The following is an 11,836-nucleotide window of genomic DNA, read 5'->3' on the forward strand; positions in this document are numbered from 1 at the left end:
GTCATTGCCTTCGAGGTTTAGCCCATAATGAAAGTGATAAATGTTCAACCGCTTCTACAATCCTCAGCAAATAGAACACAAACACAATTTTCATTTTGTCTGGCAAATTATACTCGTTATGCCTTTGAATATACAGGAAGGTTTTAATAGGTGGTTTAAAATTGACCAAGAGTCTAAAAAGATAATAAAATGTAGATTTGTTCCCGTTGTGAGTTCCTCCTGCAACACGTCGTCGCTTACTAGCAAGTTCTTTAAAGGTTTGTCTCGCTGGGTGAGATACGACAACATCATTCTTGTATCGAATAAGAAAGTCTGATTTATATGCTCGGAAACCCCATTCGTGATCACCTCCTGAGAGTAAGCTTTCATTGAATAGCCCAATTTCATCAAATACTGCTTTTCTTGCAAGCATATTGGCGGTAACAGAGGTTCCCTTAGCCGCATTTTTCTCTTGTTCGAAAGCAAAGAGGGATTCAAAGACTTCTGCTGCTGTTCTTCGTTTACCAGAATAAAATAGATTAACGTGTCCAGATATTCGAAATAAATCTTGTTCAATTTCAAAATGACTTATGCCTCTTTCCAACCAATCATTTGCCGGAATACAGTCAGAATCGGTAAACGCAATTATATTACCAGAAGCCAAGTTGATTCCCTTGTTCCTGGCAGCATACGATCCCGTCTTAAGTTCGTTAGTTATTTGAAGATTAAGTGTTGCAAAAGACGCTGCAAAATTAGGCGGAGGAGGATAGTCAATACAATTGTTAACCACGATTACCTCAAAGGTGGACTTGTCAACTGTTTGAGCCTCTAAAGCGCTCAAACAACTTTTTAGTCCATCCCAATCTTTGTAAACAGGAACAATAACAGACAACATGGATACTATAGACTTCTTAAAAAGTTATGGATACTTTCAAACACTCTATTCAAGATCTTGAACAAGGATCTTTTCTTGGTCATATCAATTTCCTTATCGCCACGAAACTCTTTCAATACATCTATATATTCGCTCAAACAATCCGATAAAAGTACGTCATTGCCTGCAAAAATTCCGGTAATTGTGCTTTGAGTAAAATGAATAAAAACTATCGGGAACTCGTCATTTATTACTACGGTCCCAGAAGCGCTCAATGTTCTTTTGCATTCTAAAATATTCCAGTTTGCAACATTACAACCTCGATGCTTCACAATCTGCACCTTATCAAAAAAAATAGGAAATAGATTCAAATACGATTGATCATGGAGTTGTCCTCTAAATGAATTCCTAGTGCAAGAATCTAAGCAACTTTCAGCCCAAAAGTCAAGAGCCGGCATTGAATTACGATTGACCCCGATAAACCCTGCATTATAAAGGCCTTCCTCAAAGTTCAGATAAAAGTTTTTTCTATCATCACGCAGACGAGACGCTCTCCAATGGGGTGTTAAAATGATGCTTGAATCGTCAAGGTAGCCGAACAGAAAATTATAGTCTCCAAAGAAAAAAAGATCACTATCAACATAAATGACTTTAGAGTAGTGAAGTAGTAAGTATTTCAACAAAACTGGTTTTAACGTCCACCTCAAAAGATCTAAATCATTCTTATACTTAACCAAAATGCGTTCGGCTACCTTGTCGTTAGCTATTTCATCTAAACAGATAAATGATGTGTTCGGAAACTTAATTCGATATTCTTCGAACGGACCTGTTGAATCAACAACCAAAACAACTACCCTCATTTTTGGGTCAAATTTCTCTAAAGATCTATTTAGCGCCGCTGCCCATGGTAAGTGACTCTTAGTAATTATCGTGCAAAATGCTCTCATTTTAATGCTACTAGCAAAGTCAAAATCTTATTATTATTTATTAGACAGATAGTAAAATTAATTTTGTGACCTCACAATCTGGTAAATTGCTATGCAAGGAAGTTTACTTTCGATGTTTCTAGCCTTTTAGGGTATTACTTCCTGGTAACCACACTGCTAAAAACTCGATGCATAATTCCCCTTTTGTAAGATAAAACCAAACTTCGTTCTGATTATATGGAGATCAGCTCAACCAGGCACTCTAAATTTTTGTTCTTGCCAAGTCGGTCGGCCGATATATTTATCTCAAGCCGTTTCAGCCCCTTCATAGCTTTGTCGTAGGTATGTGGGGGAGGATTCAGGTTAACGACGTCAAAAACCACATTGTCGGGAGAAAGTATTCTAACATTCAATTGCTGTCCCCCTTTTTTAAGAATAGCCTCATTTCCTTTCACCTCAACTTCAGCGTCCACCATCATCTGCCATCGGAACTCATACTCACTTTTCCTAAATTCAACAGAATCCTTGATTACCAACTTCTTAGGGCCAAGTTTCACAAAATACCTGAGCGCAAGATTAACGTCTTCCGCAAGTACGTTAGTCATGTCTGCAGAAATCGAAGGAATCGATTCACTAAGGAAGCGCCCCTCAACAACTCCATTTCCTGTAGCGGAATGCTTGCTTCCATTAATAGTAATCGTACTATGGCCATAATTACTTTTGCTTAGCACATCCCACCGTGTGGAAGATTGTTCATAATTCCACTGGTCGATTTTGCTCACACTGCTCGCCTTGAAATAGCTTTGATTGCCCATGTCAATTGACCACCTTATACCCTTGGTTTCAAAAACAAAAGAACCGGCATCCATATGACCATGGGGCAGACTGGCCTTCCCGCCTTTGACTCCCAAATAAAATACTGAGTCTTTGATCACTCCAACACTATTCTCCCCCTTAGCCACCCAAAGTACAGGAAGTTCTGAACTTCCTTTTGGTTCGAACTGTACCAACCACAAAAACGCAATGGGTGCATATCTTGAGGAGGCCCTTCCACTGCGCAAGTCCTGTTTGACGAGCGATAAGACCTCCTTTTTGTTGAGGAACAAACTATCACCGGTTTTTAGAGCAAAGAAAAAAAATACTTCTCTCGAACTTAGACCGAACCCAGAAGGATCTGTGTCTGAATAGTTAAAAACCCTTCCAGACGTCCCGTTCATCATCAGACGATAAGCGGCGCTCTCAAAAAAACCAGGATATTTGGACAGACCAAAGTCATGGTCGAAACGAGATTCAAGCATTGAGACTAAGAAAGCTGTGAAGACCGTTCCATAGCCCCAATAAACTGGCCCTTCTAAAAAGGCCCCTTCAGGGGCATAACTTTTCATTGATTGAGAGAGATTACCAACCCCTCTAGACACCACCTTCTTAACAAAACTACTATCATTAACTGCAAGGGCAGCACCCACTATTCCAGCCTGACATACCTGATTCCAATTATTACCTTTTGAAAGCCAACCACTTCCTGGCCCAGGTTTAAATGTTAAGTCAACATGATACCTCAATTTCTCCTTGATTTTTTTCCTGAGGTTCTCGTCAAAATATTGTCCACACCAGTTCAATGCCAGAGCGACGCCTAACGACATCTCGCCTACATCCAGAAAATGATTCGGATGCCAATCAGAAAAGTCCACAATCTTTTCTATCTCGTCTTCTAAGCGACGTAAATATTTATTGTCATGTGATACCCTAAAAACTAAAGCTAAGGTCGTGAGTCTCCTCATTCCCTCCCAAGAGGTACGTAGCATATTTCCACTGCTGATCCTTCTTTCCAGCAATGGGGACTTTAGAATAGAGTCTGCATTAAAAATAAGAAACTCATAGTATGTGCTTACAAGCGAGTCAGCAACCAACTTCTCGTGTATTAACTTTTCAACTTGGTCATTGAGAATCAGTTGGTTGTCCTGATCAACGAATGTCATCGTTGATCTCCCATTAATCAAAATGCTTTTGTCAAAAACCAATTTCTTATTTGCCGTAGACGTAAATAATGTTAACGACAACGCTGCTGAGAGTGACAAGAAAACTCTTTTCGTGGTCATTTAATAGGTCCTCTGTGGGATTCTTCCGATGTCCTCGGCCAACCTTTTTGAGAATATCCTTGCCGTACTATCGTACAAATGATGACAATCATTGAAATATTTTGGGTCATCAAAAAGGTCCATATAGTTTAGGTAGTAAACTCCATGTTCATTTGCGAGTTTTCTATAAAATGAGTCATCGTTTTCGTACAGTGTGGGCGCTGTAAACAATATCACTTGCACGTCATTTTTTTTACATAAAGAAATAAGGCTTTCTATAGCTTGGATTGAGGTGGAGTCGACAGTTATTGGCTTAACATGACAGTCACTTCTTGTTTGTTGTTTTTTTAGTGGTTTAAACCCATTAAGATTATTATGCCTTTCAGCAAACTGGTGCATATAGGTGTCAGGCAAAACCCTTAATAACAAACCTTTCAGAAGTTCTTTCTCATCCTTTTTTATAAATATGGAGTATAGTCTCGGCTCTATCGACATAACGAAGCCCCAAAACCCATATTGGTCTTTTATATATTGCTTTACTTCGGGGTTGTCAGAGAAGCTTGCTAAATATTGAGGCCGGTGAGCTTTTGTGAAGTTGTTTTCATTCAAATACCCCATATCAACATTCAAAAGAACCCTTTTAGGCTTTTTCAACTTGATCGTTTCTTGCAAAAGCATTTTCGTTGTAGAAATTCCAACTCCGGAAAGGCCTAAATTAAAACTTGACAATTCAAAGTAATCAGGATTCACGTGATACTCAGCCCTGCTGCTGCCCAATATAATGGTGTTGTATTCCTGCCCATTGTTTAGGTAGTAAAACCATTTTTGGTCCATATAGGCTCGAGAGTCTTGCAAAAGAACAAAGACGATTAAAGCGAAAATTAATGACAGACAATATATCCCGGTCTTCCTTAAGAACAATACCATTATCAAAATTGGAAATAAATAAAATCTCTCTCACTTTCCGTTCCTGAATAAACCACAATCAAAATTGCGATCAATAAGTATAAAGCCCCTCTTAACCATCTGCTTGTCGGTACCTTCAAGTTGCGCTCATCGTTTCTAAGAAACCACTCTGCCCCAACAAATGCTACAATTATAAAGAGATACCTTACCCAGGGGATTTCGGGAATTGATAGGTCAAAATGAGCCAGGTAGTCAAAAGCGTTTTTTATACTAGGTGATCGAAAGAAAACCCAGCCGACGGTAACCATGCAAAATGTGGTGGCAATTTGGATTGTCTCTTTCAAAGAAGGAAAGGGGTCTGAAGCTCCTGCGATTTGTCCGCTGTATTTTCTATTGCTGCCCATCAAAAAACTTGGTATGAAAAGGAGTGCGTGTATTAATCCCCAAGCAATGAAGGTCCAATTGGCCCCATGCCAGAATCCGCTTACCAGAAAAATAACAAATACATTTCGAATTGCCTTGACCTTACCCGCTTTCGAGCCCCCAAGTGGTATATAGACGTAGTCCCTAAACCATGTTGAAAGGCTTATGTGCCACCTTCTCCAGAACTCAGGTATATCCCTTGAGAAGTAGGGAAACCTGAAGTTAGACATCAACTCAAACCCAAACAGCTTTGATGTTCCAATTGCTATATCTGAATATCCGCTAAAATCACCATAGATTTGAAAAGCAAAAAAAACAGCCCCTACAACTAAAGTTCCCCCCGAGTGTGTGCTATAATTCAGGAATATGTCATCTACAACCGGTGCAAGGGAGTCTGCAATTACAATCTTTTTAAACAGTCCCCATAGTATTAATCGAAGGCCCTCCACACTTTGCTGGTAGTTGAAATTTCTTTTCCCGAGAATCTGAGGAAGCAGATTAGAGGCTCGTTCAATAGGACCAGCGACAAGCTGCGGAAAAAACGAGACATAGGCAGCAAATGATATAAAGTCTGTGGTAGGCTTGAGCTGATTCCGGTAAACATCAATTGAATATGACATTGTTTGGAACGTGTAGAAGGATATACCAACGGGAAGAATGATCTGAAGGGTGTGGGGGCTTGCCTGGAAACCTAAAAAATGGGCAAAGTCAACAAAAGAATTAACGAAAAAATTGGTATACTTAAAAAAACCCAGAATCCCAATATTAACGATAATACTTACACCTAGCCACAGTTTTTTTAGTCTCTGCTCTTGACTGTGACCGATTAGAATGCCTGCAAGATAGTCTACAATTGTCGAAAAAATTATAAGAGATAGAAACCGGTAATCCCACCAACCGTAGAATAGATAGCTGCCGGCAACAATAAGAAGGTTCTGGAGCTTCAGGGATTTATTAAAAACAAACCAGTAGGCTAGAAAAAATGTGGGAAAGAAAATGAGGAATTCGAGAGAATTAAATAGCACCGCACTACAAAATTTTGAGCATCTTTAATAACTGCAGACCGTAGAGGATCATAAAAGCATTTGTAATTCTCAAAATGAATGACCGCTCCATAATGTCCTATTTTAGAAAAGTGGTACCTGTACTTTTCGATAACTCACGATTTCCCCTAAAACTTCTTGTATTAAATATCAAGTAGGCAAGGGCTTTAAAAAGCATCAGCATTCTAAAAATTGACGGGTGGGCGATGGAATCAGCCCACCGCAGTATGAAATATTGATACACCTCATATCCGCGACTACTAGGGTTACAGGAATAAATTAATGCCCACCTTTTGGTCGTTTCGTAAAAGTCAGACTTGTATATACTTTTCTGTCGACTTTCTCGGTCGTGGCAAATTGTAGCAGCAGGCATCAAGCCTACCTTGTAACCATGGTACTTAGCTCGATGAAGATAGTTTATATCTTCCCCATAGTGGTAGAAAAGACTATTAAATCCTCCAACAGTTTCTATGCATTTTCTGCTAATTAGCCATGCGGCCGCATTGACAAAATCGATACCATAGATCTTGTTGTCAATTTGATTTAAATAAACGTCTGAGATGATATTAGGACACTTTTCTGGAATGATATAGCGAGAGAAGTCGTAGTCCAGGGCTGTAGACGAGCCGTTTAAATGCACGGGTGACAATATTCCATACTCAGGATTGTCAGCAGCAGCACGGACGAGTAGCTCTAATGTATTCTCTTCAACCCACGCATCTTGGTTAAGCAAGAAAACATAGTCTGCTCCGTTGTCAATTGCTTCCCTAATCCCAACATTATTTGCCCTGCCGAATCCTTGATTTTTTTCAGATATAGTTAAATTCACATCGGGGTAATTTTGCCTGACAAAAGCTACCGTCTCATCCACCGAGCCATTATCAACTAGAACAATGTTTGTCGGGATGGAAGAATATATCAGAGAATCAAGGCACTTTTTAATCCAATTGCATTGCATTCCGTTGTATGTAACAACAATTGAATAAACTTTCATTTTCCAAAACCTTTTTTTATCATTCTTAACGGTCTTAACAGAGTTCTGCCGACTTTGTAGTCGATTGAATTATACTTAACAAGCAACTTTTTCCATTCTCGTAAGTAAAACCTCGGGTGTGTGTCATTAAAAGCTAAATCGGGTATCTTTGAGCTTATTCCATTTCGCTCATCATATTTGGCTATCAAAATATTCCGATAGACAATCTTCAGGTCAGGATGTGAAAAGCACCTAATGTTCATATCATAGTCCGCCAGAACTTTATATTTCAAATTATAGCTTCCAAGGTTTCTAAAGACACCTTTCGAATAAAAAACTGTCTGATGACAAATGTTTCTCACTTTTAACAAAACTAAAAGTGAAAACTCTCCGCCGTAAACTCTCCTGCTATTTGTATAAAAAGCGTCACCGTACAATATGTCTGGTGAGCTGTTCTGTATCTCTTTCGCAACTTCTTCAAATACCCTATTGTTATACAGCTCGTCATCGCTCCCTAAAAAATATAACCAACTCCCAATAGCCATTTTTATCCCTTTGTTCATCGCATCATAGATCCCGTTGTCTTTTTCAGAAATGATTTTTATTCGTCTGTCATCAAACGAACTTGCAATTTCAACTGTCGCATCTGTTGATAACCCATCCATTATCAAGACCTCAAAATCCCCAAAGCTTTGAAAAAGGATGCTTTCAATAGTAGCCTTTATTGTAGCCGAGGAATTATAAGTCGGGATTATAATTGAAAAGAAAGGCATTGGGTTATTTACTTTAGGGACTTAATTATCTTAGCAGGATTTCCCCCAATGACGGTATCGGCAGGAAAACTTTTCGTAACGACACTGCCTGCCCCCACAATAACTCTATTTCCGAGAGAAACTCCTTTTAATATAACAGCATTGGCTCCAATCCAAACATCATCACCAATCATAACTGGAGCGTGGGGAATTTTATTCAAATCGAATCCCGGATTCTTTCGCCTCTCTAGGTAATCAATTGGATGAAAATCTGTGTCATAGATCCTTGCGCCTGCTCCTACATTAACGTAGTTTCCTATAACAATACAATTAACGCAACAAATTGAATTGCCAGAAAAGCCAACATCATGCCCAATCACTAACTTGGCCGAGGCTGTACTGGTAACGAATGAGGTGATATTAGGTATTCCAGCAACATTTTCGGATGTTGTGTTAACGATGCTACAATTGTTCCCAATTGTGATTGTAGAGCCTTTTTGCTTCTTGAAGAATGGAATCGATCGAATGTTCAAAATATGATCGTTTGCTAGAATACCTTCACTAACTAGCATTTCTTTGAACTTCTTTATGTCCACCCTACTCTTTCTCTGAACATAAAAGTGATAAATTCTTTCAACTAGCCCCAATATCTCGAAAATCAGATTTTTCATTTTGGTTAAAGAATTCAATAACTTTTTTTACGTCATGAAAGTCACGCTCTAGTACTTGCAATGATGCCTCTTCTTTGTCCCACCATTTTACACTCAACAACGCTCCAATAATATCATCGCTGAAACGATAACCTTTTATTTGTATAGGGTTCCCCAATGCAATGGCGTAGGCAGGAATATCCTTACTTACAACAGCACCTGCGCCTATTACAGCTCCATCTCCGATGGTTATACCATCCAAAACTGTAGCATTTGCGCCTATAAATACGTCGTTCCCAATAGTTGTCGTCTTAAACTCGTCTACCTTATTTGCTTTAGTTAGGCTAACACCATTTTGTTTCATTGTAGAATAAAACATTGGAGATGTAGATATTCCATAAATAGGATGAATTCCGCGGCCACACATAAAATTTGGGCCAATTGAACAGAATTTTTGTATTACCGTATTATTAATAAACGAGTTGTGAGCTACATAAGAATAGTTCCCTACTATGGAATTATAGATTTCTGTGCCCGGATATATCTTAACTGACTTACCGAGATAGCTTTTTTTAACGGTTCCTTTTTCCTGGGATTTACTTTTCAACAGGTCTAGAATAATTTTTATTCGTTTTCTGTAAGGTATAAGCTTGTTAAACCAACTAATATATCTTGCTTGGCTCGGCTTGGAGGAGTAATAGGTGTTTTTGTAAAACGTCAATATTATTTCTTTTGCCTTCTCATCTTCTTTCAAAGAAATTCTATCAACTCGCACACCATTCGATAGTTCAACTTTGTAGGCGAAATTGTTGCTTTCTTTGTGTTCTCCAGTTCTGTCAAAACCGATGTTCTGTACCAGACTTCGATTTGGGTAAAGAGACATTCCATCTAACAAGTACAATGACGCATGCCACTTGATAAACCATGTTTTCATTGTCCCCGTTATGTTACCCGCAAGTTGTTTTTGTAAATAGTCGCCCCCTACTTTATTAAAGCTATCCCAGCCTCGTTTTAACGCTATTTCCTTCCACAAGTAAGCGCTATTTCCATTAAAGTTTACCCAAGCTCGTTTCCACGTTCCCCAACCCCAACAAAGTGGCACATTGAAAAAAAATGTTTCGGGCAACGTTTCATCATGCGGATACATATATCCGGAAATATGCATTACGTCTTTATCCTTTTCATAAAGTCTTAAAGCATCATTCATATACTTCAGAAAACCTGCTGACGTCACAATATCATCTTCCAGGACAATGACCTTTCCATATTTATTGACGACTTCAGTGACTCCTGCGACTATAGAATCCGCCAGGCCCTTGTTGGTATCACTCTCTTTGATATAGACTTCTTTACACCACTTTTTCTTGTTAAGAATCCTCCTGGTTTGCTCTATTTTAGAAAGGTCCTCAATACTGATGTTTTCTTTCGGGCCATCTGCGTAAATAAACAGTTTCGACTCCAAAGCTAGCTCGTTTTTTGACAACGCTTCCAACGTTTGCTCGGTATGCCAAGGACGATTGTATGCGAAAAGGACTATTGGTGCTGTTTCCATATCCTTCCTAATAAGGGCCATTGCTGCCAAAAACATCGATTGGATGCTAAAAATGGAAATTGAATGACTGCTCTGATTAAAAAAAAGACTTTTCCAGTCCGGCCTGGGTTATGTACAATTAAATAGTATTTTAAATAGTTGTCCCAAAGAATTAATGTTTTGTCATCACAACCCCGATCTTGACTATACCATTCAAGGAGCTTTCTAAAGAGCGTAGGCCTGTACTCCATTATCTTGCTAGAGTTGTGCACTCTGTTTCCCTGATGAATCCCACGAACCGCAACTGGAATGCCGCATTCTCCTGGAACAAGTTTAAGCTTTAGGGCCATCTTAATCCACATATGGGTATCTTGCGACAGTCTGAGTTCGACATCGAAAAGGCCGGTACGCTGAAATGCATTTTTTTTTACCGTTAATGCAACGCCACTAAACCATCCAGACTGGCCAATTGGTGCCATCTCGTAAAATAGTCGTTCAGGCGGTACATTTCCAGATACGGTTGTCACAGTCTCTTCTTTCTTATCTCGTGCAAAGTCATCTAGCAACTCGCTTCCTAGTGCTCCATATACTCCATCTACATCCTTGTGCTCTTCAAATATTCTGTTCTCAGCCTCGAACCGACCTGGTAAATAATAATCGTCTGCATCCAAAAAGGCAATATAATCAAACGACGAATTTTTAATCCCCAAATTTCTACTAGCACCCGCTCCCTTGTTGACGTTATTGGGATGTGTATAGAGCACGACTCTATCATAGATTTGTACCAAATGCTTACACTGTATCAAAGACTGATCTTCACTACCATCTTCGACCAAGATGATTTCAGCGACCTCTGGTTGTGCTAGTGCAGATTCAACCGCTATTTTGATAAACCTTGCGGCATTATAAACTGGTATAACTACTGATATTTGCAACGTCATTATCTTCGATAAAAAACCGGAACAAAGCTCATTGTCGTTCCACGAGAAAAGTGACTATATCGATCTGTTTTTTGAAACTTGACCGTAAGCAGTTTTTCCCATTCTTCCATAATTTCTATCTCGCCTTTCCTGCCGGCATCATCTAAATATATTGAGATCTCTTCATTGAAATAGGTTTTCAAGAACGGAACGGCAGGATATCTTGCATGGGGCACCTTGGATGCTACAGGGCCGTCCACTATAACCAGGTCGAACTTTTTCCCTGCAATCTGATTCGCCAATTTGTCTAAGCCGTACCATTGCGTTTGTGACTTAAATTGGTAGCCACATTCTTCTATTGGTGCATGAACAAACTTAACAACGTTCGTAATTCCCTCTCTAATAAGCGTTTGCTTTACACTTTCTTGCCAATCTCCATCTTGATCGACCGAAATAAACTCTATTGGTAGCTGCTGAGAGTGAATTAATCTAGCTATATAAATCGTTGAATTACCTGTTCCAAACTCGATAATGCTCTTTCTTTCATTGATCACAATATCATTTAAGACATGCACAATTACCGATGGTGCTATGCTAAAAGATGTAAAAGTTTCATACTTATTAATATCATTCTGAAGAGGCCGCAAAAGGGCGAGAGCATAGATATCGTTCAATTGCATTTTGCTTTGAATACGATGCATTCTCCATTCTTCAAAAAAGGAAGAAAGCCCTTTGAGGTTGAAAGCGATTTCCTTTATTACCCTTAAAATCCTTATCATCA

At 39.1% G+C, this 11,836-nt stretch carries 11 protein-coding genes; all 11 read right to left on the reverse strand.

All coding sequences use genetic code 11. The features are described from left to right. Position 1: 1 nt before the first annotated feature. Positions 2–874: a glycosyltransferase gene (locus AAC052_RS11525; protein ID WP_339813368.1), complete on the reverse strand. Its 873-nt coding sequence runs from the start codon at positions 872–874 to the stop codon at positions 2–4. Between the two features lie 5 nt (positions 875–879). Next, entirely contained in the window at positions 880–1,800 is a 921-nt protein-coding gene (locus AAC052_RS11530; RefSeq protein WP_339813371.1) for a hypothetical protein, read from the reverse strand. A 212-nt stretch (positions 1,801–2,012) separates the two neighbouring features. Beyond that, positions 2,013–3,878: a heparinase II/III family protein gene (locus AAC052_RS11535; protein ID WP_339813374.1), complete on the reverse strand. Its 1,866-nt coding sequence runs from the start codon at positions 3,876–3,878 to the stop codon at positions 2,013–2,015. Further along, positions 3,879–4,691, reverse strand: a complete 813-nt coding sequence (locus AAC052_RS11540; protein WP_339813375.1) for a hypothetical protein — start codon at positions 4,689–4,691, stop codon at positions 3,879–3,881. It lies immediately after the preceding gene. Positions 4,692–4,786: 95 nt separating this feature from the next. Continuing rightward, positions 4,787–6,211, reverse strand: a complete 1,425-nt coding sequence (locus AAC052_RS11545; protein ID WP_339813378.1) for an MBOAT family O-acyltransferase — start codon at positions 6,209–6,211, stop codon at positions 4,787–4,789. Positions 6,212–6,308: 97 nt separating this feature from the next. Beyond that, positions 6,309–7,223: a glycosyltransferase family 2 protein gene (locus tag AAC052_RS11550; protein WP_339813380.1), complete on the reverse strand. Its 915-nt coding sequence runs from the start codon at positions 7,221–7,223 to the stop codon at positions 6,309–6,311. Continuing rightward, positions 7,220–7,975, reverse strand: a complete 756-nt coding sequence (locus AAC052_RS11555; protein ID WP_339813382.1) for a glycosyltransferase family 2 protein — start codon at positions 7,973–7,975, stop codon at positions 7,220–7,222. Before AAC052_RS11555 ends, AAC052_RS11550 begins: the two co-directional genes overlap by 4 nt. A gap of 8 nt (positions 7,976–7,983) precedes the next feature. Beyond that, on the reverse strand, positions 7,984–8,625 hold the full coding sequence (locus AAC052_RS11560; protein ID WP_339813384.1) for a DapH/DapD/GlmU-related protein: 642 nt from the start codon (positions 8,623–8,625) through the stop codon (positions 7,984–7,986). Next, entirely contained in the window at positions 8,588–10,156 is a 1,569-nt protein-coding gene (locus AAC052_RS11565) for a DapH/DapD/GlmU-related protein (RefSeq protein ID WP_339813385.1), read from the reverse strand. Before AAC052_RS11565 ends, AAC052_RS11560 begins: the two co-directional genes overlap by 38 nt. Further along, positions 10,138–11,076 (reverse strand): glycosyltransferase family 2 protein, encoded by a 939-nt coding sequence (locus tag AAC052_RS11570; protein ID WP_339813388.1) that lies wholly within the window; start codon positions 11,074–11,076, stop codon positions 10,138–10,140. Before AAC052_RS11570 ends, AAC052_RS11565 begins: the two co-directional genes overlap by 19 nt. Next, positions 11,076–11,834 carry a hypothetical protein gene (locus AAC052_RS11575; protein ID WP_339813390.1) on the reverse strand — a complete coding sequence of 253 codons (759 nt, stop codon included), beginning with the start codon at positions 11,832–11,834 and terminating at the stop codon, positions 11,076–11,078. Before AAC052_RS11575 ends, AAC052_RS11570 begins: the two co-directional genes overlap by 1 nt. Between the last annotated feature and the right edge of the window lie 2 nt (positions 11,835–11,836).

Source organism: uncultured Imperialibacter sp. (genome assembly GCF_963974565.1).
Classification (GTDB): Bacteria; Bacteroidota; Bacteroidia; order Cytophagales; family Cyclobacteriaceae; genus Imperialibacter; species Imperialibacter roseus.

Excerpts from the sequence above, each read along its gene's own strand:
- AAC052_RS11525 (WP_339813368.1), bottom strand. The coding sequence starts at position 874 with ATGTTGTCTGTTATTGTTCCTGTTTACAAAGATTGGGATGGACTAAAA.
- AAC052_RS11530 (WP_339813371.1), bottom strand. The coding sequence starts at position 1,800 with ATGAGAGCATTTTGCACGATAATTACTAAGAGTCACTTACCATGGGCA.
- AAC052_RS11535 (WP_339813374.1), bottom strand. The coding sequence starts at position 3,878 with ATGACCACGAAAAGAGTTTTCTTGTCACTCTCAGCAGCGTTGTCGTTA.
- AAC052_RS11540 (WP_339813375.1), bottom strand. The coding sequence starts at position 4,691 with ATGGACCAAAAATGGTTTTACTACCTAAACAATGGGCAGGAATACAAC.
- AAC052_RS11550 (WP_339813380.1), bottom strand. The coding sequence starts at position 7,223 with ATGAAAGTTTATTCAATTGTTGTTACATACAACGGAATGCAATGCAAT.
- AAC052_RS11555 (WP_339813382.1), bottom strand. The coding sequence starts at position 7,975 with ATGCCTTTCTTTTCAATTATAATCCCGACTTATAATTCCTCGGCTACA.
- AAC052_RS11560 (WP_339813384.1), bottom strand. The coding sequence starts at position 8,625 with ATGAAAAATCTGATTTTCGAGATATTGGGGCTAGTTGAAAGAATTTAT.
- AAC052_RS11565 (WP_339813385.1), bottom strand. The coding sequence starts at position 10,156 with ATGGAAACAGCACCAATAGTCCTTTTCGCATACAATCGTCCTTGGCAT.
- AAC052_RS11570 (WP_339813388.1), bottom strand. The coding sequence starts at position 11,076 with ATGACGTTGCAAATATCAGTAGTTATACCAGTTTATAATGCCGCAAGG.
- AAC052_RS11575 (WP_339813390.1), bottom strand. The coding sequence starts at position 11,834 with ATGATAAGGATTTTAAGGGTAATAAAGGAAATCGCTTTCAACCTCAAA.